Source organism: Microbispora bryophytorum (assembly GCF_043197435.1).
Taxonomy (GTDB): domain Bacteria; phylum Actinomycetota; class Actinomycetes; order Streptosporangiales; family Streptosporangiaceae; genus Microbispora; species Microbispora bryophytorum.
Map to the genome: position 1 here is coordinate 39,863 of NZ_JBICTF010000011.1, position 23,088 is coordinate 62,950.

The following is a 23,088-nucleotide window of genomic DNA, read 5'->3' on the forward strand; positions in this document are numbered from 1 at the left end:
CTCGTAAGGAATACCGATGAGCAAGACCATCCTGATCACCGGTGCGAGCTCCGGATTCGGCGCGCTGTCCGCGCGCGCCCTGGCCCGCGCCGGGCACACCGTGTACGCGGCCATGCGCGCCACCACCGGCCGCAACGCCCCTCGCGTGGCCGAGGCGGCCGGCTACGCCAGGGAACACGGCGTGGATCTGCGCACCGTCGAGCTGGACGTGCTCTCGCAGGAGTCGGCGGACGCCGCGGTCGCGACCGTCCTGGCCGAGACGGGCGGCATCGACGTGGTCGTGCACAACGCCGGCCACATGGTGCTCGGCCCCGCCGAGGCGTTCACCCCCGAGGAGCTCGCCGCCGTCTACGACACGAACGTGCTCGGCAGCCAGCGGCTCAACCGGGCGGTCCTGCCGCACCTGCGCGAGCGGCGGCACGGCCTGCTGCTGTGGATCGGCTCCAGCTCCACCAGGGGCGGCACCCCGCCCTACCTCGCGCCCTACTTCGCCGCCAAGGCGGCGGCCGACGCCCTGGCGGTGTCGTACGCCGCCGAGCTGGCCCGCTTCGACATCGAGACCAGCATCGTCGTCCCCGGCGCGTTCACCTCGGGCACCAACCACTTCGCCAACGCCGGGCACCCGGCCGATCAGACGGTGCTCACGGCCTACGACGAGCGGTACGGCGCGCTGATGGACCAGGTGGGCGAACGGCTGGCCGCGCTGCAGCCGCCCGGCGCCGACGTGTCCCTGGTCGCCGACGCCGTCGTCCAGGTCGTCGACACCCCGCACGGCACGCGGCCCTTCCGCGTGCACGTGGATCCGCTCGACGACGGGTCGGCGGAGGTGAGCGAGGTCGCCGACCGCATCCGCGCCCGCTTCCTCACCCGCATCGGCCTGGCCGACCTGCTCGGCCCGCACCCCGCCGACTGAACGGCCGCCTGAACAGCCACCGCCTGAACCGCCGTCTGACTCGCCGGAAGAACGTGGCTATCGCGGGCGGACCACGCGCGTTTCGTCCCAGACCGGCTCGGGCGACTCGTACACCCGCCCGTCGGAGCCGAAGACCAGGTAGCGGTCGAAGTCGGCCGCGAACCAGCGGTCGTGCGTCACCGCCAGCACGGTGCCCGCGAAGGCGTCCAGGCCCTGCTGCAGGGCCTCGGCGCTGGCCAGATCGAGGTTGTCGGTCGGCTCGTCGAGCAGCAGCAGCGTGGCGCCCGACATTTCGAGCAGCAGGATCTGCAGGCGGGCCTGCTGGCCGCCCGACAGCGTCTCGAACCGCTGCTCGGCGACCCGGCCGGCGAGTTCGTAGCGGGCCAGGGCCTTCATCGCCTCGTTCTTCAGCCGGGCGTGCTCGGTCATGACGATCTCGCAGGGCGTACGGCCGGCCAGTTCGGGCCGGGCGTGGGTCTGCGCGAAGTGCCCGGGAACCACCCGCGCGCCGAGCCTGAAGGTCCCGGTGTGCCGCACGCCCTCCCCGGCGAGCAGCCGCAGGAAGTGCGACTTGCCCGAGCCGTTCGAGCCGAGCACGGCCACCCGCTCGCCGTACCAGACCTCCATGTCGAAGGGCTTCATGAGGCCGGTCAGCTCCAGGGCCTCGCACATCACCGCCCGCTTGCCGGTACGGCCGCCGCGCAGGCGCATGCTGATGAGCTGGTCCTTGGGCGCGACCTCCGGCGGCCCGGCCTCCTCGAACCGGCGCAGCCGGGTCTGGGCCGCGTGGTAGGCGGAGGACATGCCGTCGTTGTAGGTGGCCTTCTGCCTGAGCATGACCACCAGGCGCCTGAGCTTGACGTGCTCCTCGTCCCAGCGCCTGCGCAGCTCGTCGAGTCGCTCGTTGCGCTCCCGCCGCGCCTCGGGGTACGTCGTGAAGCCGCCACCGTGGATCCAGATGTTGCCGGATTCGACCGTGACGATCCGGTCGGCGGCGTTGGCGAGCAACTGGCGGTCGTGGGAGACCAGCAGCACGGTCTTGGGCGTCTCGCGCAGCGCCGTCTCCAGCCACACCTTGCCCGGCACGTCGAGGTAGTTGTCGGGCTCGTCGAGCAGCAGCACCTGGTCGGGCCCGCGCAGCAGTGCCTCCAGCACCAGCCGCTTCTGCTCGCCTCCGGACAGCGTGGCGACCTCGCGATACTTCACCCTGTCGTACGGCGCGCCGAGGGCCGCCATCGTGCAGGCGTCCCAGAGCACCTCGATGTCGTAGCCCCCGGCGTCGGTGTAGTCGGTGATCGCCTGGGCGTACCGCATCTGGGTCTTCTCGTCCTCGCGCTCCATCATCGCCAGCTCGGCGGCGTCCAGCCGTTCGGCCGCCGTCCTGACCCGTTCCGGCGCGACGCTGAGCAGCAGGTCCTGGACCGTACGGCCGTCGCGGATGTTGCCGACGAACTGCCGCATCACGCCGAGACCGCCCGAATGGGCCACCGTGCCCTCGACCGGCTGGAGATCGCCCGCGATCATCCGGAGCAGGGTCGTCTTGCCCGCGCCGTTCGGTCCGACCAGGGCCGCCTTGACGCCCTCCCCCACCCGGAACGAGACGTCGTTCAGGAGCATCCTGCCGTCCGGCAGCACATGCGTCAGGTGCCCGATCTCGACATGCCCCACCGTGAATCTCCTGCTCGGATATGTTCGTGCGCTACCCGCGCAGGCTACTCACCACTTCTGCACGTGGCATCTCGTTTTCCGCCGGCCGCGCCGTCCAGACTCTTTCAGGCGGAGCGACCGAGGACCGACCGGCGGCGATCGGGCCCTGTGATCTGGTGTCCGATGTTTTCCACAGTCCCGGAATCTCTTGACCTGGTGGCGAATCGCCTGGAAATAGCCTGGCGTTTTAGGGATTTCCGAGTCAAAGGGGCCGGAGATGTCAACAGATCCGATCCTCGACTGCCCGCTCGACCAGATCCCGGAGGGCCCCGCGTTCATCGCGGCCGCCATGCGGTGGCACTTCAGCCCCGAGACCGGCTCGCCGTACTGGCTGGACCGGGCGAAGACGCTCGGCTTCGACCCGCGTGAGGACGTGCGCACCTTCGAGGACCTGCGCCGGTTCCCCAACGTGGCCAACGAGCTGCGCGAGGTCCGGGTGGAGGACCTGATCCCCCGGGGGTACGGCGCGGACGCGGACGTGATCGGCGTGTACGAGAGCGGCGGCACGACCGGGCCGCCCAAGCGCGTGGTGTTGCTGCGCGACTGGCTGGAACGGCTGATGCACCGGACCCAGCAGAGTCTGCAGGCGAGGGGCTATCCCGAAAGCGGCCACTGGCTGTCGCTCGGGCCGACCGGGCCGCACCTCATCGGGGAGCTGATCCGCCGGCAGGCCGCGCGGCGGGGCGGCATCCCGTTCACCGTCGACATGGACCCCCGGTGGGTGAAGAGGTGCATCGCCGAGGGCCGCGCCGACGAGGCCGAGCGCTACGCCGAGCACCTCATCGACCAGAGCGCCCACATCCTGGAGACCCAGAACGTGCGGGTCCTGGCGACCACGCCGCCGCTGCTGACCCGGCTGGCCCGCAGAGGAGCGCTCGTCGACCTGATCAACGCGAAAGTCGCCGCGATCAGCTGGGGCGGCGCGCACATGGACCCCGACACCCGCTACCTGCTCCGCACCGAGGTCTTCCCGAACGTGAAGCTGTACGGCACGTACGGCAGCACGATGATCCTCGGCGGGCTGGCCGAGCGCGTCACGGCGCCGGAGGAGGACCTCATCGTCTTCGACGCGTTCTCGCCCTACATCACGTTCTCGGTGGTGGACCCGGAGACCGGGGAGGTCGTCCGGTACGGCGACCGCGGCCAGGTGGTGATGCACCACATCAGCAAGAGCTTCCTGCTGCCCAACAACCTCGAACGCGACCTGGCGACCCGGGTGGCGCCGCCACCGGGGCAGATGGGCGACTCCGTCGCGGACGTCGGCCCGCTTGCCACCTTCGAGAACGAGACGGTCATCGAGGGGGTGTACTGATGGACGAGCTGATCCGGCTCGATGCGCTCGGCGCCGGCGGGCCCTACCACAGCCGCAGCCGGCAGACGATCACGGAGCTGACCGGGACGCCGGTCGCCGAGCTGAGCCTGGTGCCGCGCCTGTTCGTCCAGCGGTCGATGGCGGCCCTGCGCGAGGCGCGGACCCTGCCGGCCCACGATCGGGTGGCGGCCCTCACCCGCGCGGGACGGCTCTTCGCGACCGGCGTGGTGGACGGAATCGCGGCGGAGAAGTACCAGCGCATCGTCAGCCGCGTCTCGGGGATGCCGATCACCGTGGTCCGCTCCGCGACCTCGGGCATCGGACGGCGCGCCGCGGAGGCGTACCGCACCACCCGGTACGCCCGTCCCGAGGGTGCGGTGGACGACTGGCGCGATCCGCTCACCCGCAACGGCCAGGCGGTCTGGACGCGGCGCGGCGACGTGTTCGCCGTACACGCCGCGGGCAACCATCCGGGCGTGCACACGCTGTGGCTGGAGGCGCTGGCGCTCGGATACCGGGTCGCGGTGCGTCCCTCGCGGCGCGAGCCGTTCACCCCGCACCGCCTGATCACGGCGCTGCGGGAGTCGGGGTTCGGCGACGACCAGGTGGTGCTCCTGCCGACCGACTACGCGGTGGCCGATGACATCATCCGCGACGCGGACCTCGCCATGGTGTACGGCGGCGAGGAGGTCGTGAACAAGTACGGCAACGATGTCAGGGTGCTGCCGCAGGGCCCGGGACGGTCCAAGATCCTGCTCACCGGGCACGACTGGGAGTCCCACCTGGGCATGATCGTGGAGTCGGTCAGCGCCTTCGGCGGGACGGCCTGCGTGAACGCCACCGCCGTCTTCGTGGAGGGCGATCCCGCACCGGTGGCCGAGGCCGTGGCGGAGCGGCTCTCGGCGATCCCGAGCCTGCCGCCGGAGGACGACGGCGCGGTGCTGCCCGTGCAGCCGGTCGCGGACGCGCACGCGATCGAGAAGTACCTGCTCGACCACGTGAACGGCGCGACGCCGGTGCTCGGCGGCGACGGCGTGGTGGACGACCTGGGCGACGGCAGCGGGGTCCTGCGGCCGGCCGTCTTCCTGGTGGACCGGCCGGACGCGCCCCAGACGGGCATCGAGCTGTCGTTCCCCTGTGTGTGGTTCGCGCCCTGGAGCCGGGCCGACGGCATCGAGCCGCTGCGCAACACGCTCGTGCTGACCGCGATCACGCAGGACGCCGGGCTGGTCGACCGGCTGGTGGAGGACCCGTCGATCAGGAACGTCTACCTGGGGGACACCCCCACGTATCTGATGCCGCCGTGGGTTCCGCACGACGCCTACCTCGGTGAGTTCCTCATGCGCACGAAAGGCGTCATCCGCACTTAACCCACCGCTCGCACTTAAAGAACCGCAAAAGGCCCAGTAGATTCTGGGCCATGCGCAGGACGACACGATGGCGGCGCCGCCTGTTGTGGACGCTCGCCGTCGTCGTGGTGCTCGCGGTCGCCGCAGTCGGCGGCGCGGGCTGGTACTACTCCGGCCTGGTCATCGACCCCGTCCACACCTCCGGCTATCCCCTGGAGGTGACGGCCGTCAGCGGCGACCAGGTCACGATCAAGGGCGGCGCCGACACGGCGGCCCCCGGCACGTACGGCCTGACCTGGGCGGACGGCAACGCACTGGTGGGCCAGGTGATCGCGACCGGGGCCGGCACGGTGACCAGGAAGGTCACCGAGGTCGTCCACGGCGAGCTGCGGCCCGGAGTGCACGCCTACCTCGACCGCTGGCTGTGGGGCCACGCGACCCCGGCCGCCGCCGGCGTGCCGTACACGGACGTGAAGATCCCCTCGCCGCTCGGCGACTTCCCCGGCTGGCGGACCGAGGGCACCTCGACGACCTGGGTGATCGCCGTACACGGCCGCAACGGCGGCCCGGCGGAGGCCCTGCGCGTGCTGCCGGTTTTCCACAGCCTGGGGATGCCGGTGCTGGGCATCACCTACCGCAACGACGAGGGCGCCCCGGCGAGCTCGGACGGCAGGTTCCACCTCGGCGCCACCGAGTGGCAGGACGTGGCGGCGGCCATCACGTACGCCAAGAGCCAGGGCGCGACCGGGATCGTCCTGTACGGCTGGTCGATGGGCGGGGGCATCGTGCCGATGGCCGTACGCAACCTGCCCGGCGAGCCGATCACGGCCATGATCCTCGACAGCCCGGTCATCGACTGGCGGGCGCCGATCGCCCTCGGGGGCGAGCAGATGGGCGTGCCCGGCTTCCTCGTGTCGGTGGGCGAATGGGTCATCGAGCGGCGCACCGGCGTGTCCTTCGACGACATCGACCACCTGCGGCACGCCCGCGAGTTCAAAATCCCCACCCTGGTCTTCGTGGACGACGACGACGCGACCGTGCCGACCGGCCCGGCGCTGCGGTTCGCCGAGGCCCGCCCCGACATCGTCAGGCTCGTGCGGACGAGCGGAGGCGGGCACACAGGCTCCTGGAACGCGGACCCCGGACGTTACGAGCGGGAGGTCAAGGAGTTCGTCACGTCGACCGGCTCGGGATGACGACGGTCATCGAGCTGCCGACCAGGGTGAAACCGAGCCGTTCGTACACGCCTCTGGCCGGGTTGCCCTCGGACACGACCAGGCCCAGCCGCTCCCACCCGTCGGCCGCCGCCCTGTCCCGTACGGCGGCCAGCATGCGCGCGCCGAGGCCGGAGGGCGTGCGGGCGGGGTGGCGGAAGACCTCGACCACCCAGGGCCGGTCGTGGAAGAGGGTGACCACCGCGCCGCCGACCACCACGTCGCCGCCCACCACGTCGTCCCGGTCCACCGCGTCGTCCCGGTCCACGGCGAGCACGCCGCAGGGCAGGATCTCGCCGGTCACCTTCCCCTCCAGCAACGGGGCGAGGACGTCGCGCAGCGCGGCGGCGTCGTCCATGTTCCGGTGGTCGGGGTGACCCGCCGGATAGGCAGCCCGCCACGCCGCGAACACCTCCTCCGGAGACCGGTCACAAGGCGCGAACCGGAAACCGTCGGGGGCGCCGCTCTCGGCGGGCGGCGCCGTACGCAGCTCACAGGTCATCTCGTGGGCGTGCCGCATCACGCGCGCGCCGCGCGCGACCAGGGCCTCGCCCAGCTCCACCGGCCCCGCCACCGCCCAGCCCGGCAGCTTCGCCGTGATCGCGTCGGCCGCCCCCGGGCCCATGACCTCGACCAGGTCGGCGCACGGCAGCCCATACCGCTCGTCCTCGACATAACTGAAGGCAGGGGCGCCGTCCGCCCCGGCCAGAATCACTCGTTCCACAGGTGGGAGGCTTCCCGAGCACGACGAGGGCGGGCAACACCTTTTCCGCCCCGCGCAGCCGGATCGACCGGGGAAAACGGCGGCCGCGGCCCTTTCTCCTGTGACGGGCCGCGCCGTACGTGTGCTGCGGGCGGCGGGCGCCGGGATCGACTCGGAAAAAGATGGCGTGGCCCGGGAACAACAAGTGCGGGCACGTGGTTGGATGAAGCGTGGCCGGTGTGCAGGTGTCCCCGGGCCTCACCTAATTTGCCTTCGCGGACTACCGTTCGGCTGGAGCCGCGTTGTGCCTTTCGCCGAGAGGCGACCCGGCACCGGCACCACACGTGCGAGACCCCGGCAGGAGATCCTCCTGCCGGGGTCTCGGCGTCTTTCCTGGGTGAACCGTTCACCCCCGCAGGCGGGCCCACCCCTGCGGACATCACCTGTCTTACCCTTTGCGTCCACTTTTGTCGGCGACGGGTGACAAGATGCGTCCGTGCCTGATCTGGATCCCCAGTCGATCGCCTCCTACTGGGACGCGGAGGCGGAGACCTTCGACGACGAAGCCGACCACGGGCTTCGCGACCTCCGGGTGCACGCGGCCTGGGCGGGACGGCTGCGGTCCTGGATGCCGGGGCCTCCCACCGACGTCCTCGACCTGGGGTGCGGCACCGGGTCGCTGACGCTGCTGCTGGCCGAGCAGGGACACCGGCCGGTGGGCGTGGACCTGTCCCCCAGGATGGCCGAGGCGGCCCGAAACAAGCTCGCCGCGGCGGGCTTCACCGCGCCCGTCCTCACCGGCGACGCGAGCGACCCGCCGGCCGCCGCCGGAACCTCCTTCGACGTCGTCCTGGCCCGGCATCTGCTGTGGACCCTGCCCGCGCCGGAGCGCGCGTTGCGCACCTGGATGAGTCTGCTGCGCCCGCACGGCCGGCTGATCCTCATCGAGGGCAACTGGCAGGCCTCCGGGGACGGCCCGCCGTACGTGCCGGGCGCGGGCTGCCTGCCCTGGCTCGGCGGGGTGAGCGCCGAGCCCCTCGTCGAGGTGCTGCGGCCGTACGCCGCGAGCGTGCGGGTGGAGCCGCTGACCGACCCCGTGCTCTGGGGCAAGCCCATCCACGACGAACGGTACGCCGTCATCGCCCACCGCTGAGCTGTGCTGTTTCGCGGAAAACGCACAATGGCGAATCCGTAAACGTCTCGGCAATTAGTCGAAGCGCATTCCCGGCGAAATGCAGAGGCAAAGCGGAGGCCGGTCGACGGCGTCGTCGTCGAAGGTCACGCCCATGGGCAGACATGGAATGCCACAGCGAACGGCCCGGGAGGAGTCAACTCGCCTGGACGGGCCGCGGCGGCGTGTGTCAACGATTGAGATACGACCCGATCGCTGATCGGAGAGGAGTATCTCTATGCACGGCACTCGATTCTCATTACTGCTGGGTCCGGCAGTCCTGTCCGCGGTTACGCTCTGGCCGGCCATCGCATCGGCCTCCACCGCCGCCCACCCGTCCGGCCTCGCCGCCGCGCTCAGCGCGCCGCAGGCCGAAGAGCCGGGCACCAGCCTCGGCGAACAGTCGGAGGAGGCGGCCCAGGAGAGCGGGCGCGCGTACCAGGAGGAGAGCGGGTACGGGCGGGAGAGCGCCCAGGAAGGTTCGTCGAGCGAAGAGTCGAGCGAGGAGTCGAGCGGCCAGTCCGGAAGCAACCTCGCCTACCAGCGCTCGCGGGCATCGCTGCGCGAGTCGTCGCTGCAGAGCAGCAGTCCGCAGCTCCGCCAGGAGTCGTCGTACAGCCGTCCGATGAGCTACACGCGGACGATCACCTATCAGCGCCCGGTCACGCAGACGCGCATGGTGACCGAGAGCCGTCCGGTCACGTTCACCCGGCAGGTCACCTACCAGCGCCCGGTCACCGAGACGCGGATGGTCACCCGGATGCGTCCGGTGACCGAAACGCGCCAGGTGTCCTACCAGCGCCCCGTGACCTACACGCGCATGGTCACCGAGAGCCGTCCGGTCACCCACCAGGAGACCTTCCAGCGCCCGGTTACCCAGACCCGGTACGTCACCGAGTCGCGTCCGGTGACGCAGTACGTCACCTACAGGCGTCCCGTGGTGCGCTACGTCACCGAGAGCCGTCCGGTCACCCACCAGGAGACCTTCCAGCGGCCCATCACCGAGACGCGGTACGTCACCGAGTCACGTCCGGTGACCCGCCAGGAGACCTTCAAGCGTCCGGTCACCGAGACGCGCTTCGTCACGGAAAGCCGTCCGGTCAGTTACACCCGGATGGTGCCGGAGTCTCAGGAGGTGCAGTCCACGCGCTTCGTCTCCGAGAGCCGTCCGGTCAGCTACACGCGCATGATGACCTACCAGCGTCCCGTCACCGAGACGCGGTACGTCACCGAGTCACGACAGATCAGCAGCTACAGCCGGCCCATGATGCACTCCTCCAGCAGCGAGGACTGCGACCAGTGAGCCGGAAAACGAGGTCCTGACAGCCAGTAGGGCCATGAGGGGCACGGGCGCCGCCCGTGCCCCTTCCGCGTGTCAGGCGCTCAGGGTCACCTGTCCAGGAAGTCGCACTCTCGCTGGACCTCCTCCGGCCGGTCCTGGTTGTCCCTGAGGCACCCTTCGTCAACGACGTTGGACACCCCGCGCAGGTCGCTCGCCGCCCTGGCCACGGCCAGGGGGTCGGCGCCGGGGACGAGCTTCAGGCGGAATGACTCCGGCATGTCCTCGGCCCGGGTCGCCTTCAGCAGCCTGGGGTTCGTCTCGCTTCTGCGGTAGTTCTCGAACGCCGTCCGCCGGTCCTCGAACGTCACAGTCCTCACGTCACGGCGCGCCCGGAGCGCTCGGCTGATGTTCTCCTTCTCCCAGGTGGTGACCTCGCCGCCCCTGCAGCTCTTGAAGGGGGAGGAATCCGTGCAGAGGAACACCGAGACGTCGACCATGCCGGATGAGGCCGCGCCGCCGCTCGCCGACGCTGCGGCGACGCCGACGTCCCGGCGGTTCGCCGACGGCTCCGCGAGCCGTGCCACGCCCACGATCGTGCCCGCCACCGCGAGGGCAGCGGCGGCGATCGCGAGGCCGCGCGTCCGGGTGCCGCGTGGCGCGGGCAGCGCGTGATCGAGGCCGTCGTCCGGCACCGTACGCGCGCGGGCCGCCATGGCGTCACGAAGCCGATCCTCGATGGTGCTCATGCGTCCTCTCCCAGTTCGCGAAGGAGTCTGGCCAGGGCCCGTGCGGTCGTGGATCTGACGGTGCTCTGCCCCACCCCCATGACCAGGGCGATCTCGCAGTCCGCCAGGTCGAGGTAGTAACGCAGCACCAGCGCCTCGCGCTGACGCCGGGGCAGCCGGGCCAGCGCCATCAGCACCTGCCTGCGGGACTCGCCGATGAGAACGGCGGTCTCCGCCGAGTCGGCGAGGTCGGTGACCCGCTGCGTGCGCCGCAGCATGACCGCGCGGCGGCGCAGCACCGACCGTGACCCGTTGAGCACACAGGTCCGCAGATAGGCGAGCGTCAGGTCCGGGGGCCGCCGGCTGTGCAGGCGGGCGAAGACGTCCTGCACCACGTCCTCGGCCGTCTCCAGGTCGCCGACGAGCAGCACCGCGAGCCGCACCAGGCCGACCCGGTGCTCGCGGTACAGCCCCGCCAGATCGGCCCGGGGAGGCGGTGCGGGCGGCGCGAGCGCCGTCGGCCGTAGGGATTCACGATCCATGCAGTGTGAACGCGCACCACCGCCGATCCGCTGCTCGCGTCTTTGCGGCGATCCGCCGCTCGGGTGTTTCCGGCCCGGCACGTGCGAAGGCCCCTCCGGGTCGGTCCGGAGGGGCCTCGCGACGTCGAAACCTCGCGTCACGCCTCATCGGCGTGGGCGAAGCGGGTCACTTTCCGGTGTCCTGCTTGCTCCCGGGCGTGCAGTACGGGCAGAACGGCTCGCGCTGGACGCAGACCTTGACCGCGTCGCTGTCGTTGGCCGGGTCGAGGTCGAGCTCCTTGCCGCCGACGGTGGCGGTGTTGACCGTCTCCCCGATCGCGGTGGCCTTGGCCCGGACGATCAGCGTGGCCGTCGCGCCGCCGGCCACCGTCCCCACGGTCCAGGTTCCACCGGCGTACGTGCCGGCCGAGCCTGTGGACGACAGGAAGGCGAGGTTGGCCGGCAGGACGTCCTTGACGGTGACGCCGGTGGCGTCGTTGGGCCCGGCGTTGGCGATCGTGACGCGGTAGGTGACGGTCTCCCCCACGGTGACCTCGGTCTTGTCCGCGGACTTGACCACGCTCAGGTCGACCGCCGGATTGACCTTGATGACGGCGTCACCGCTGGTGGAGGCCAACGGCTCGGGCTCCGGGCCGAGCCGGTTCTCGTAGGCGACCGCGCCGCTGTTGACGACCTGCTTGCCCGCGACCGACCGGCCGGCCCTGACGCGGAACTCCACGGTGGTGCCGTCCGGCAGAGTGGTGTCGTTGGCCAGCCGGCCCCCCGCCGTGTCCGTGGCGCCGTCTCCCAGCCTGAAGGAGATCGCGCCGGTGGCCGCGTCGAACTCGGCCTGGTCGTCGCCGGCCTGGTCGGTCAGGGCGCCGCTGCCCGGGCCGCCCACGACGCGGAGCGAGCCGGGCACGTAGGTGGTCCCCGTCGGGACCTTGTCGGTGAGCCGGACGTTCTGCGCGACGTCGCCGCCCTTGTTGACGGCGGTCAGCCGGTAGGTGATCTCGGCGCCGACGTCCACCGGCCCCTGCGGGCTCGCGGACTTGGTGACGACGACGCACGGCGGGGTGCCGAAGAAGACGTCGTCGAGGAAGTTGCCGACCGACGCGTTGCCCCCGGCAGCGGAAATGGAACGGAAGGCGAACCTGGTGGTCGTCTGCCCGGCGGGCACGGTGTAGCTGCCGTGGTAGGCGCCCCACTTACCGGCGCCGTCGGACATGGTCCCCTGCTGGGCGGGGCCCGAGGGAGCGCCGATGTCCAGCGCCATCTGGTCGGTGCCGAGACGCCCGCGGTGGGACAGCCGCCAGTACAGCTTCTGGCCCGGTGTGGTCGGACGGTCCTGGTAGAGGGTCGAGACCTGGTTGGCGTTCAGCTCCGCGAACTGCGCGCCCTCTACCGCCGGAACGTTCATCCGGGGGCTCCAGACCTCGATCATGTGATCGGTGGCCGTCGTCCGCCAGCCCGGCATCGCGTTCGGGTTGCTCTGCGAGGCGTCGGGGAGCGAAGCCCACGTCCCGGTGACGAGGGGCTTCTCGAAACCGCCGTTGACCAGCGCCACCTGCTCAGGACATGACACGGGGTCCGGCGCCGCGAGCCTCTGCGCCGCCGTGGACACCGTGGCCGCCGTGGCCGCGACTTCGCTGCGGGCGGGCGCGGCGTCGGCGGGGACCGCTCCGGCCAGCGTCAGGGGGACAGCCGCCGCCAACAGGGCGGCGACGGGATAACACATCCTGTGGATGTGCCTCATCATGAACGTCCTCTCGTCGTGGCGATTCACCAGGCCGTACGGGCAGCGCTGGCACCGCAGGGAAGATTCGCCGACGGGAACGACAGGAGCGGCACGACACGTGCGGCCGTGCCAACAGTTGGCCGGATCTTGTTCTCTCCCGACCCTGGGCAAAGAAGATCCAGATCTAGGTCGAGGACCCCCGCGGCCAGAACTGAACCAAGAACCGCTCCCGCGGATCCGCTTCGTCATCGGCCCGCGTGTACACCCGTACGTTCCACAGCCGCTCCGGCCCGCCCAGGAGCAGGAACCCGTCCTGCACGCCCGTGTACAGCTCCGCCGCGCAGATCTCCCCGGTCTCCGAGTGGAAGACGCGGGTGACCACATCCGCCCACATCTCGCGCTGATCCTCCGGCTCGTCGTCCCACACTTCGAGCGCGAGACTCACGAGGTCGTCCTCGGCCGAGAGGCTGAGGCCGCCGTGGTCGGACGGCTCGAAGGGGTCCCAGGACAACGACACATCGACGATGAAGAACACCCCGTCGTGGACGTCGACCTCGCAGTCGCTACGGGAGATCAGGGGCATGAGGATCGCCGGTGGTGCGACGGATGCGCACGACCGCCGCGCGGGCGAGCTTCTCGTCGTACGGCCGGTCCAGCTCACGCGCGAGCTCGATGGTCCGGTCGAGCAGCGCCAGCGCCTCTTCGTAGCGGCCCGCCACGCGGCACGTCTCGGCGTAGGCGTGCAGGAAGTCCATCTCCAACTGCACCTCGGCCAGCGGTTCCAGCAGTTCGAAGGCCCGCCGGTGGTGTTCGAGCGCCTTCTCGGGTGAGCCCGTGATCCGCAGCGCGACACCGAGATGGTTGTGGCACCACGCCTGGTTGTGCTGGAGATTGTGCTGCTCGGACAGCTCCAACGCGTCGTGCAGCGTGCGCAACGACACCGCCGGGTCGTCCGGTGCCAGTGCGAGACCGAGGGTGACCAGCCCGGTGATCCGCGCGGGCCCGTCCGCCAGGGCGACGGACGCCCGCGCGAGTTCGGCGGCTTCGTCGCGCCGCCCGAGGTGAAGGGTCACCCATCCGTCGAAGGCCAGCGCCTGCGACTGTCCGGCGTGACGCCCGAGCTTCTCGAACAGCTCGTGTGCCCGCCGGAAGTGCGCCTGCGCCGCTTCGAGGTCACCGAGATCACGGCGTACGAAGCCGATGCGTAGCGCGAGGGCGGCCGCGGTGTCGTCGTCCGGCCCCGACTGCTCGGCCAGTTCGTACGCGGAGAGCGCCTCGGTGAGGCGTCCGGCGGCGGCACGGGCGAAGCCGAGGTCCGCGAGCAGCGAAGCCCGCTGACGGTCGCGGCCGAGACGCCCCGCGGCGGCCGCGGCGGCCTCGAGCAGGCGTGCCTGGTCGTCGGTGCCGCGGTGCCGGAAGAACCAGACCCGCATGGCCTGCGGCAGCTCGGCCACCACCTCGTCCACGCCGAGCCGTACGGCGGCGTCGAAGCAGGCCACCAGGTTGACGTACTCGAGGTCGAACCAGGCCATGGCCTTCGCCGGATCTCCCGGGGAGGGGTCCTTGCGGTGCGGCGAGGGCAGGGTCCGCTCGTGGGCGACGGCCTGCGCCAGATAGTGGGTCAAAACCCGGCGCAGGGCGGCCTCGGCCCGCGGCTCCTCGTCGGCGGCGATGTCCGCCGCGTACTGCCGGATCAGATCGTGCATCCGGTATCGCCCGGGCGAGGGCTCCTGGACCAGGTGGGCGTCGACCAGCTCCTCCAGCGCCGCGCCGGCCCGGCCGGGCGGCATGCCGGTGAGCGCGCCCGCCACCGCCGCGTCGAAGTCGGCGCCCGGCAGCAGGCCAAGCAGCCGGAACATGCGGCGCTGGACCGCGTCGAGCTGCTGCAGCGACATGCCGAAGGCGGCGTCGAATCGGCTGGGGGTGGCGCGCAGCCGCTCGGCCAGCACGGCCACCGTCCAGCCCGGGCGGTGGCGAAGCCGCGCGCCCGCCATCCGCAGCGCCAGCGGAAGCCCGCCGCACTGCCGCAGCACCTGGCCGACCGATTCCTCCTCGGTGAGCGAGAGCCCGGCCGCACGGCCGAACAGGTGCGCCGCGTCGTCGTCGGCCAGCGGCTCCAGGGACACCGGCGGCACCGCGTCCAGGCTGACCAGCCGGTGCCGGCTGGTGACCAGGACCCCGGACTTCCCCGCGCCGGGGAGCAGCGGACGCACCTGCTCCGCGTCGACCGCGTTGTCGAGCACGACGAGAATCCGCAGGCGGGACAGCTCCGACCGCCACAGCGCCGCGCGTTCGACGGTGCCGGCCGGGGGGTGCGTGACGTCCAGCGCGCCCAGCAGCCGGCCCAGCGCGGCGTGCGGCTCCAGCGGCTCCTGACCAGGGGTGAAGCCCTGCAGGTCGAGGTAGAGCCCGCCGTCCGGATAGGCGGGGACGAGCCGATGGGCCACATGCACGGCCAGGCTGGTCTTGCCCACGCCCGCCATGCCGTCGATCGCGGCCGCGCCGGTGGTGCGCAGCAGCTCTTCGACCAGCGCGGACTCCGCTTTCCTGCCGGTGAAGTCGAACAGGTCGGCCGGCAGATCGTTGCGGCGCCGGGCGGGCGCCGCGCCGGCTTCGGCCGCCTCGGCCCACAGCGCGCGCAGTGGCCGGGGATCGCGTCCCACCGCGCGGCACAGCGCCACGACGGCCTCCCACGGCGGCACCAGCCGGCCGGTCAGATACCGCGACAACGACGAGCTGCTCAGACCCGTCTGGCGGGCGAGGGCGCGCAGGCTGAGCCCGCTCAGCTCCTTGATCCGGGCGAGCTGAGCCACCAGTCGCTCCTGGGGGCTGGACACGTGCAACACCGTACCCGTCCCGGCCCGCGCGGACGGATCGGCGACGCGTTCGCGCTGCTCAGCCGGGTTCTAGGTGTCCCACGGTGTCCCACGGACCATGCGGGCACCGGCACGCCGCTGGTCACATGGTTCCTGTCGGAAACACCCGCGGCGAAGGAGAAGCGATGTCGACCGAGCGCATGCCGAACCCGGCGGCTCTGATCCCCGGGGCAATGGAGGCCCTGACGGCGGTCACCAGCGCCATCGCGGGGGGCGGATCCAGAACCTCACATCCCAGAGCCGCACGTCACAGAGCCGCACGTCACAGAGAGAGGAAGTCGTCATGTCGACTGTAGGCCGCGGCCGATGGAATGCTCCGGTTGGGGCCCACCCCCAAGCACCAGGTGCGCCCTCCGCGCACTGCCGGGGAAAGGGCTTCATGGCCGACGCTAAACAGCGGCCCACGCGCCTGCTCATGCAGGGCTCCGAACTGTGGGGCGTCGGAGTCTGCGACTGATCGCCACCCGCGCTCGCTGCATGCCTGCCCGGCGGGCGTAAGGTGCGACCCTGCCCGGCCGTCGGCGAGCGCACCAGGCGTGCTGCGCCCGCAGCGACAAACTCGTCGCCCGCACTCAGAATTCCGGCAGGCGACGCCAAATGTCACCAGGTTTTCCCCCGCGTCCGGCAACATGCAGCGGATCGGCACCGGTGACGGCCATGGTCCGTACCCGAAGACCGGCTCCGGCCGCGCTGTCACCCCTCCTCTGCGGCCGTCCCGCACCGTGAGGTGAAGGGCGAACAGGACCGCCTGCTCCTGGCGGCGACCGTCAGGGCCGGGCCGGCGCCGCTACTCATGCCATCGCCAGGTGACCCGCTCGTACATCGGCTCGAAGCCGGCGCGCAGCATGTTGTGGAGCGACGTGTTGTGGTCGCCGGGGCTTTCCGCTCCGGTCTCGGCGACGATCCATCGGCAGCCTGCGGCCTGCGCCGCGCGGGCACGGATGGCGAGCAGCGCTGACTGGGCGCCACGGTTGCGGCTTTCCTGGAGCGTCGCTCCACCGAACATGTCCGCGCATTCTCCGTTGATGAAGATGCCCCCGACCGCGACGATCCGCTCGCCGTCCCAGACGGCGTGATGCCGCCAGTTCGGCTTGCCCACGGACGACGCGGCCATGTCGATCAGATTCTGCAGCGGCAGACCGCGCGCGGCCATCATGACGGTGGCCCACTCGTTCGCCTGGTGCGGCTCGATCGGGCCGACGCGCAGGCCCGGGGCGAGCACCCCGATGCCACCGGCCGCGGACAGCATGGTCTCGGTGTCGCAGCCCAGCTTGACGTAACCACGTTCCTTCGTGAGGTTCAGTCGCGCGGCAATCGAGGCCCAGTCCGGCGGCAGCAGCGCCGGCGCGATCATGAATGCGCCCCGGGACACGCCCTGCTCTCGATAGAAGTCGCAGACCTGCGCCAGGACGTCCGCCGTGATCGGCTCGCCCGCGCCGAACCCACCGGCCCGGTTGAAGAAGTGGCTCGGGTCCTCGCGCATCACGAGGGCCAGCGCCGAGCCGATGTGCAGCGAGTCGATGCCCAACGCCTCCCGTACCGGCGCCGGTGCGCCCGTCAAGAAGTCGACGTACGCTCTGATCTCGGTGTGCTCGGCGAGGCCGAGCGGCACAGTGGTTGTCATTCCCGATTTCCCATCGCGTGGTCGTGTACGAAGTCCAGCACGGCGGAAGCGAACTCGTCCGCCTGCTCGATGTGTCCGAAGTGGCCGCTCTGCCCCAGCTCGCACAGTCGTGCGTCCGGCATTCCCGCGCGCATCTCATACGCCAGGCGAGGCGGGCAGATGAAGTCGTAGGTGCCGACGATCAGCAGCGCCGGCACCTTGATCGTGCCGAGCCGGTCCCGTACGTCCCAGAGAGCCGGGAGCCGGTTCGGGTCATGGGTGACCGCCACTGCGAGATCGCCCACCCGTTCCAGCGTCCTGCGGTAGTCGGCGAAGTAGGCGGGCATGATGCCGTTCATGTAGCGCCCGAACGACTCGTCGTCGGCGATCTCCATCGTCCGTGACGCATTGACCGCGTCCCACATCCGGCCCGCCTCGACCGCCTCCGGCCGATCCGCCCAGCGCTGGACGAAGGCCGCCATCCCTTCTGTCGCGGCCTCTCTCTCGTCCCGCCCGTGCGCAGGGGCGGTGTCGTAGAGGATCAGCCCGTCGAGACGGTCAGGATGGTCGAGACCGAACTGGAGGGCGACGAAGCCGCCGTGTGAATGGCCGAGGAAGTAGCCGGTGGGAGCGCCGATGTCGTCGAGTACGGCTTCGGCGAAGCGCCCGTAGCGGGACACGGAGTAGTCCCCGTCCGGTAGCAGGTCGCTGTCGCCGCATCCGACCGGGTCCATGTACACCATGGTCAGGTCGCGTTCCAGCTTGGGAAGCCGCAGGTACTCCGGGTGCACGCCGGGGCCTCCCGAGTGCACGAGGCACACGGGGCCCTCACCCGCGATGCGGTAGACCTGGCGTATGCCGTCGACGACGACAGTCCGTGCGTCACCCACGGCGGTTCTCGCTGCTTGTTGGTCTCACACGAGCAAGATGCGGTGAGAGCCCGGAGAAGTTCGATCGCCCGCCGGATTCGCCGGGCGGATTCGTCTCAGCGGCGGCCGGGGTGGTGAAGGCTCAGCTTGCCGACCCGGCCCTGGTCCATGAAGTGCACCCACACGGCGGCGGGCGGGCAGTGGAACGGGTTCTCCGGCGGGTTGAGCAGCGCGGCCTCCCAGATGACCACCTCGCGGCTGGCGACCACGTTGAGCAGCTTGTGACGTACACCGGCGGACACATCACGGTCGAACGCGGTCGGCAGGTAGTCGATGCTCGTGCGCTTGCCGGTCGGCCATATCACCTCGGCATGGGGTGACCAGCGGTCGGACAGGTCGCCGCGATACGCGGATTCCAGGGTCTCCACGGCCAGTCTGCGGTGCAGCGCGTTCAGCGCGGCGGCATCGTCGTGCGCCCGGTCGGCCGAGTTCAGCAGCGCACCGACCAGCTTCGTGCGCGCCTGGTTGAGCCTGCTGCGCACGGTGCCGATCGGCGTGGCGCACAGCGCCGCGATGTCCTCATACGACGTGACGTCGGTGAAATAACGCAGCATCGTCACCAACCGCTGGCCAGGGGACAGGTCCTCCAGCGCGCCCCAGACCCAGTCCCGCAACGCGTGCTGGTCGAGAACCTCCGCCGGGTCCGGTGAACCGCCCGACCGGCCCTCCGTGAGCGCTTGCGCGGGTTCGGCCACGGGCACCGCCGAAATCCTGCGCAGCTGGGTACGGCACACATTGCGTACCACCATCCGCAGCCAGGGACCGACCGCGTCGGGATCCCGGATGTCCCCTATCCGGCGCAGCGCGATGAGCGCCGCCTCCTGTACGGCGTCCTCGGCGTCCTGGCTGTGACCCAGCAAGGCCAGTGCGACCGCGTGCATACCCGCTCGGTGTCTGGCGAGAAGCAGGCCGAAACAACTCACGTCGCCCCTCTGTGCGGCATGCACCAGATCGGAGTCCTGGGGCGCCCCGTCCGTCAGAAAATCACGCATTCCGGGGATAATAGCCACAAAACACCACCGAGACCGTCGCGCCCTGTACGGCGGCCGCGGTTCGGAATCGGTGGCCAGGCTCCATCGCCCGCGCTGCCCGCCGGTCAGGACGGCGGCACGCACCAGCCGGGCGACACGGCGGCAGCGCATCCCAAGGAGCGGCGGGGACGCGTAGGTCACCATGGCTTCCCGCCCCTGATCGGACGGTGGTGCTCTGCTCCGTCGTTCGACGTCGTGGACCGCGTCGGTACTTGGCGTACCGACATCCGGTGGGCGATCGAACTTTCCCGGCTCTCGCCGCACCTTGCTGGCGTGAACCCACTTACACATCGCCGACTTGGCAGTCGGCGCCACGGCCAAAACCGGTGCAACTCAGGTTCGAACCTGGGCGTTGTCGACGCGAAGTCCTCCACTCGCCGACCGAACACCAATATCCGTCGCGGAGCCGGTGAACGACGCGTCGCTAGGGAGTGTCTGACAAATGCTGCCCGTCGCGAGCGTGGATCCAGGTGGATGCATCGCAAGGCCGAGGAGGAGCCCATAGCGGAGCTATGGGCGACGACGAGAACGCAGCGAGGCGCCGCCTGGGCCGCGCGCAGCAGGGCCATGATTTGTCAGACACGACCTAGGACGCATCGAGTGCCAGCGACATCGTCACGCCGACTTCAGCGAAACCCAGCGAGGTGTAAAGCGACCGTGCCACTCCATTGCTCCCCAACACGTGTAGCCCCACTGAGGTCGCGCCGAGCTCGCGCGCCGTTTCGACGCAAGCCCGCATCGTCGCCCGGCCGTAACCCTGGCCCCGGAACCTCTCGGCCACAGTGATCTCGTAAATGTACGCCTCCCTGCGTCCCGGCTCGCCTCGCAGCGCGAACCAGAGCCGTGCGACGGACTGCCCACTACACGCGTCACGTACTGTCGAAAGATGGCTGTCCGGGGAGTCAATCCCCTTCGGGAGCAACTGGTCGAACGTCTCCTGCGCCTTGGCGAGTGCTTCTTCCCGCGTCCAGGCGCCGCGCCGGCTTCGGCCGCCTCGGCCCACAGCGCGCGCAGTGGCCGGGGATCGCGTCCCACCGCGCGGCACAGCGCCACGACGGCCTCCCACGGCGGCACCAGCCGGCCGGTCAGATACCGCGACAACGACGAGCTGCTCAGACCCGTCTGGCGGGCGAGGGCGCGCAGGCTGAGCCCGCTCAGCTCCTTGATCCGGGCGAGCTGAGCCACCAGTCGCTCCTGGGGGCTGGACACGTGCAACACCGTACCCGTCCCGGCCCGCGCGGACGGATCGGCGACGCGTTCGCGCTGCTCAGCCGGGTTCTAGGTGTCCCACGGTGTCCCACAGACCATGCGGGCACCGGCACGCCGCTGGTCACATGGTTCCTGTCGGAAACACCCGCGGCGAAGGAGAAACGATGTCGACCGAGCGCATGCCGAACCCGGCGGCTCTGATCCCCGGGGCAATGGAGGCCCTGACGGCGGTCACCAGCGCCATCGCGGGAGCCGGAGTGGACGCCAGGCTGCTGGCGCTGAGCCACCTGCGGGCCGGCCAGATCAACGGCTGCGCTCCGTGCGTGGCCGGTGGCGTCCACCAGGCACAGCGGCACGGCGCGACCGCGGACCAGGTGCACGCCGTCGTCGCGTGGCGGGAAACGCCCTGGTTCAGCGACGAGGAGCGCGCGGCGCTGGCCCTGACCGAGGCCGTGACCCGGCTCGCCGACCGGCCGGACCCGGTGCCGGACCAGGTGTGGGACATGGCCGCCACGCACTTCGACCACAAGGAGCTGGCCGCGCTGCTGCTCAACATCGCGATCGCCAACGCATTCAACCGGCTCAACGTGGCGACCCGCCGGCAGGCGGGCCAGTGGTGACCCAGTGGTGACGATGCTCCCGCCCGGCACCAGTCCAAGCCTCACATCCCAGAGCCGCACGTCACAGAGAGAGGAAGTCGTCATGTCGACCACCACGAAGCCCACCACCGCCAAGGGCCAGAAGTACGACGGGTTCACCGGAGAAGAGCGCGACGCGATGAAGGAGCGCGCCAAGGAGCTGAAGGCGAGCACTCGGCGCGGCGCCGCCAAGGGCGACACGGAGAGCGAGGTCCTCGCGAAGATCGCCGAAATGGCGGAGCCCGACCGGGTGATCGCCGAGCGGTTGCACGCCCTGATCAAGGCCGGCGCGCCCACCCTCACGGCGAAGCTCTGGTACGGGATGCCCGCCTACGCCCGCAACGGCAAAATCATCTGCTTCTTCCAGCCCGCGGCGAAGTTCAAGGCCCGCTACGCCACGCTCGGCTTCAGCGACGAGGCGAACCTCGACGAAGGCGCCATGTGGCCGGCCTCGTACGCCCTGACCGAGCTGACCGCCGACGCCGAGGCGATGATCGTGGCGCTCCTGAGGCGGGCGGTGAGCTGAGGAGCGGGCGCTCCCGGGCGGCAGGCCGGACGTTCCGGCCTGCCGCCCGAGCTGCCCGAGCCGCCCTGGCCGCCCGGGCCGTGCGCGCGACGCGCGGGGAGGTTCAGGCGGCGGGTGAGTGCTCCCGGATGTAGCGGATCAGGCCGACGACGTCGTCGGGGACGAGGCGGCCGATCGCGCCGCTGGAGTAGACGCTGACGACGACCCGGCCGTCGGGGTCGAGCACGAAGCCCGTCGACTGGACATACCTGGGGTCGTCGTTGACGAAAGCGCCGGTCGTGCGGGCCAGCTGGTCCGGGTCGGCGCTGTGCCCGACCGGGAAGTCCAGCCGGAGCGTGACGGCCAGTTCCCGCGTCGTGGCCTCGTCGTCCACCGACAGGGCCACCACCTTGGCGTCCACGCCGGCAAGGGTGTCCAGCGACCGTTGGAAGGCGCGCAACTGCGCCTTGCAGTAGGGGCACCACGAACCCCGGTAGAAGAGGACGACGCCGAAGCTTCCTGCCAGCGCGTCGGGCAGGTGCAGGGTCTCCCCGCCCGGAAGGGCAACGTCCAGGTCGGGAAACCGGTCGCCGGGATGCAGCAGTGTCATGTCGATGTTCCTGTCGTGTCGAAACGATGTGCTGACACTGTCTTCGCGTCACCGGCGGCCGAGGTCTTACCTCCCGGGAGCGGTCAATACCATCGGAGGCATGGCGGTGGATCCAGGCCTCGGGGACAACCAGGCCACCCTCGCCTCGGTCGACCCGGAGTCGGCCGAGTGGCTGCGTACGCTCCGCGGCACCGCAGTGGAGCGGGAGGCGGCCGTGGAACGGCTGCACGCGATCCTGCTGCGCGTCGCGAGCAACGAGGTGCGCAGGCGCGCCCCGCGACTGCGCCTCGCCGGACCCGAGCTGGACGACGTGGCCCACCAGGCCGCGGCCGACGCCCTGCTGGCCGTCACCGCGAAGCTCGGCGGGTTCCGCGGTGAGAGCAGGTTCACCACCTGGGTCTACAAGTTCGCGGTGCTGGAGGTGTCGGCCAAGCTCGGGCGCCACTTCTGGTGTGACCCGAGGGTGTCGCTGGAGGGGGAGGACTGGGAGCGCCTGCCGGACCGGTTCGGGTTCGACCCGGCCGAACGCTCCGAGCGACACGATCTGCTCGACGCGCTGCGCCGGGCCGTGGACGAGGAACTCACCGAACGGCAGCGCCAGATCTTCGTCGCGATCGTGCTCAAGGGCGTCCCGGCGGACGCTCTGGCCGTCGAACTGGGCACGAACCGCAACGCCATCTACAAGACGATGTTCGACGCCAGGCGGAAGCTGCGCGCCGTGCTCGTCGCCCGAGGCTATCTGGACATCGGCACTTCGAGGCGGTCATGAACGGCTGGGACGAGCTCGACCGGTTCCTGGGCACCGACCCGCGCGACGTGGGCTGTGCCAAGGCGATGGACCTGCTTCACGTGTACGTCGAACTCGTGACGCGGGACCCGGAGGCCACACGGCGGCGATACCCGGGGATCGTCGCGCACCTGCGTGCCTGCGGCCCCTGCCGCGACGACTTCGATGGCCTGCTGGCCGCGGTGTCGGGCAACGCCGGCTAGCAGTCGCGTCCCCTGCGGCCGGGTACGCGGGTGGTAGGCCGTTCAGGAAGCCCGCCACCCCG

The 23,088-nt window shown here is 70.8% G+C and carries 22 protein-coding genes and 1 pseudogene; 10 read left to right on the forward strand and 13 right to left on the reverse strand.

Translation table 11 applies throughout. The annotated features are described in order from the left end of the window. Positions 1 to 16: 16 nt before the first annotated feature. Positions 17 to 913 (forward strand): SDR family NAD(P)-dependent oxidoreductase, encoded by an 897-nt coding sequence (locus ACGFIB_RS30460; protein ID WP_393376557.1) that lies wholly within the window; start codon positions 17 to 19, stop codon positions 911 to 913. A gap of 57 nt (positions 914 to 970) precedes the next feature. Here the strand turns inward: ACGFIB_RS30460 and ACGFIB_RS30465 are convergent, their stop codons facing one another. After that, a complete protein-coding gene (locus tag ACGFIB_RS30465; RefSeq protein ID WP_142575611.1) occupies positions 971 to 2,581 on the reverse strand; it encodes an ABC-F family ATP-binding cassette domain-containing protein in 1,611 nt (536 codons plus the stop codon). Between the two features lie 256 nt (positions 2,582 to 2,837). Here ACGFIB_RS30465 and ACGFIB_RS30470 point away from each other — a divergent pair, with 256 nt between their 5' ends. Genes ACGFIB_RS30470 through ACGFIB_RS30480 form a run of 3 tightly spaced genes read left to right on the forward strand, consistent with a single transcriptional unit; the run spans position 2,838 to position 6,477 of the window. After that, positions 2,838 to 3,932: a phenylacetate--CoA ligase family protein gene (locus ACGFIB_RS30470; RefSeq protein ID WP_393376559.1), complete on the forward strand. Its 1,095-nt coding sequence runs from the start codon at positions 2,838 to 2,840 to the stop codon at positions 3,930 to 3,932. Then, positions 3,932 to 5,302, forward strand: coding sequence for an aldehyde dehydrogenase family protein (locus tag ACGFIB_RS30475; RefSeq protein WP_393376560.1), 1,371 nt, complete (start codon positions 3,932 to 3,934; stop codon positions 5,300 to 5,302). Before ACGFIB_RS30470 ends, ACGFIB_RS30475 begins: the two co-directional genes overlap by 1 nt. A 50-nt stretch (positions 5,303 to 5,352) precedes the next feature. Continuing rightward, positions 5,353 to 6,477, forward strand: a complete 1,125-nt coding sequence (locus tag ACGFIB_RS30480; protein ID WP_393376561.1) for an alpha/beta hydrolase family protein — start codon at positions 5,353 to 5,355, stop codon at positions 6,475 to 6,477. Here the strand turns inward: ACGFIB_RS30480 and ACGFIB_RS30485 are convergent. Continuing rightward, positions 6,455 to 7,219 carry a GNAT family N-acetyltransferase gene (locus tag ACGFIB_RS30485; protein WP_393376562.1) on the reverse strand — a complete coding sequence of 255 codons (765 nt, stop codon included), beginning with the start codon at positions 7,217 to 7,219 and terminating at the stop codon, positions 6,455 to 6,457. The genes ACGFIB_RS30480 and ACGFIB_RS30485 overlap by 23 nt on opposite strands. Positions 7,220 to 7,694: 475 nt before the next feature. Here ACGFIB_RS30485 and ACGFIB_RS30490 point away from each other — a divergent pair, with 475 nt between their 5' ends. Both ACGFIB_RS30490 and ACGFIB_RS30495 read left to right on the forward strand, forming a co-directional pair. Then, complete coding sequence (locus tag ACGFIB_RS30490; protein WP_357238711.1) at positions 7,695 to 8,351, forward strand: class I SAM-dependent methyltransferase; 657 nt, start codon at positions 7,695 to 7,697, stop codon at positions 8,349 to 8,351. A gap of 256 nt (positions 8,352 to 8,607) precedes the next feature. Beyond that, positions 8,608 to 9,672: a hypothetical protein gene (locus ACGFIB_RS30495; RefSeq protein ID WP_393376564.1), complete on the forward strand. Its 1,065-nt coding sequence runs from the start codon at positions 8,608 to 8,610 to the stop codon at positions 9,670 to 9,672. Positions 9,673 to 9,758: 86 nt separating this feature from the next. Here ACGFIB_RS30495 and ACGFIB_RS30500 read toward each other — a convergent pair whose 3' ends face one another. The 10 genes and pseudogenes from ACGFIB_RS30500 to ACGFIB_RS30545 all read right to left on the reverse strand — a co-directional run. Continuing rightward, the gene (locus ACGFIB_RS30500; RefSeq protein WP_393376566.1) at positions 9,759 to 10,397 is read right to left on the reverse strand and encodes a permease-like cell division protein FtsX; all 639 of its coding nucleotides are present in this window, start codon (positions 10,395 to 10,397) and stop codon (positions 9,759 to 9,761) included. Further along, the gene (locus ACGFIB_RS30505) at positions 10,394 to 10,918 is read right to left on the reverse strand and encodes a sigma-70 family RNA polymerase sigma factor (protein ID WP_393376568.1); all 525 of its coding nucleotides are present in this window, start codon (positions 10,916 to 10,918) and stop codon (positions 10,394 to 10,396) included. Before ACGFIB_RS30505 ends, ACGFIB_RS30500 begins: the two co-directional genes overlap by 4 nt. A gap of 166 nt (positions 10,919 to 11,084) precedes the next feature. Next, positions 11,085 to 12,656 (reverse strand): DUF7507 domain-containing protein, encoded by a 1,572-nt coding sequence (locus tag ACGFIB_RS30510; RefSeq protein ID WP_393376569.1) that lies wholly within the window; start codon positions 12,654 to 12,656, stop codon positions 11,085 to 11,087. Positions 12,657 to 12,819: 163 nt separating this feature from the next. Then, positions 12,820 to 13,218 (reverse strand): hypothetical protein, encoded by a 399-nt coding sequence (locus tag ACGFIB_RS30515; RefSeq protein WP_393376571.1) that lies wholly within the window; start codon positions 13,216 to 13,218, stop codon positions 12,820 to 12,822. Beyond that, a complete protein-coding gene (locus tag ACGFIB_RS30520; RefSeq protein ID WP_393376572.1) occupies positions 13,199 to 15,472 on the reverse strand; it encodes an ATP-binding protein in 2,274 nt (757 codons plus the stop codon). The genes ACGFIB_RS30515 and ACGFIB_RS30520 overlap by 20 nt, the downstream gene beginning before the upstream one ends. A gap of 826 nt (positions 15,473 to 16,298) precedes the next feature. Continuing rightward, a complete protein-coding gene (locus ACGFIB_RS30525; protein ID WP_393376573.1) occupies positions 16,299 to 17,135 on the reverse strand; it encodes a hypothetical protein in 837 nt (278 codons plus the stop codon). Continuing rightward, positions 17,132 to 18,004 carry an alpha/beta fold hydrolase gene (locus ACGFIB_RS30530; RefSeq protein WP_393376575.1) on the reverse strand — a complete coding sequence of 291 codons (873 nt, stop codon included), beginning with the start codon at positions 18,002 to 18,004 and terminating at the stop codon, positions 17,132 to 17,134. Before ACGFIB_RS30530 ends, ACGFIB_RS30525 begins: the two co-directional genes overlap by 4 nt. Before the next feature lie 95 nt (positions 18,005 to 18,099). Continuing rightward, entirely contained in the window at positions 18,100 to 19,365 is a 1,266-nt protein-coding gene (locus ACGFIB_RS30535) for an RNA polymerase sigma factor (RefSeq protein ID WP_393376767.1), read from the reverse strand. Between the two features lie 295 nt (positions 19,366 to 19,660). After that, positions 19,661 to 20,140, reverse strand: coding sequence for a GNAT family N-acetyltransferase (locus tag ACGFIB_RS30540; RefSeq protein ID WP_393376577.1), 480 nt, complete (start codon positions 20,138 to 20,140; stop codon positions 19,661 to 19,663). Then, a pseudogene (locus ACGFIB_RS30545) lies at positions 20,137 to 20,292 on the reverse strand (helix-turn-helix domain-containing protein); the annotation flags it as partial. The pseudogene ACGFIB_RS30545 and the gene ACGFIB_RS30540, both read right to left, overlap by 4 nt. A 155-nt stretch (positions 20,293 to 20,447) precedes the next feature. Here ACGFIB_RS30545 and ACGFIB_RS30550 point away from each other — a divergent pair. Together ACGFIB_RS30550 and ACGFIB_RS30555 are read left to right on the forward strand one after the other, a co-directional pair. Continuing rightward, entirely contained in the window at positions 20,448 to 20,903 is a 456-nt protein-coding gene (locus ACGFIB_RS30550) for a carboxymuconolactone decarboxylase family protein (protein WP_393376579.1), read from the forward strand. Positions 20,904 to 20,985: 82 nt separating this feature from the next. Further along, positions 20,986 to 21,447, forward strand: coding sequence for an iron chaperone (locus tag ACGFIB_RS30555; RefSeq protein ID WP_142575620.1), 462 nt, complete (start codon positions 20,986 to 20,988; stop codon positions 21,445 to 21,447). Between the two features lie 103 nt (positions 21,448 to 21,550). Here the strand turns inward: ACGFIB_RS30555 and ACGFIB_RS30560 are convergent, their stop codons facing one another. Beyond that, a complete protein-coding gene (locus ACGFIB_RS30560) occupies positions 21,551 to 22,036 on the reverse strand; it encodes a peroxiredoxin family protein (protein WP_142575621.1) in 486 nt (161 codons plus the stop codon). Between the two features lie 100 nt (positions 22,037 to 22,136). Between ACGFIB_RS30560 and ACGFIB_RS30565 the strand changes: the two genes are divergently transcribed. Next, positions 22,137 to 22,805, forward strand: coding sequence for an RNA polymerase sigma factor (locus tag ACGFIB_RS30565; RefSeq protein ID WP_357238695.1), 669 nt, complete (start codon positions 22,137 to 22,139; stop codon positions 22,803 to 22,805). Continuing rightward, positions 22,802 to 23,026, forward strand: coding sequence for a hypothetical protein (locus tag ACGFIB_RS30570; RefSeq protein WP_142575623.1), 225 nt, complete (start codon positions 22,802 to 22,804; stop codon positions 23,024 to 23,026). The genes ACGFIB_RS30565 and ACGFIB_RS30570 overlap by 4 nt, the downstream gene beginning before the upstream one ends. The last annotated feature ends 62 nt before the right edge of the window (positions 23,027 to 23,088 follow it).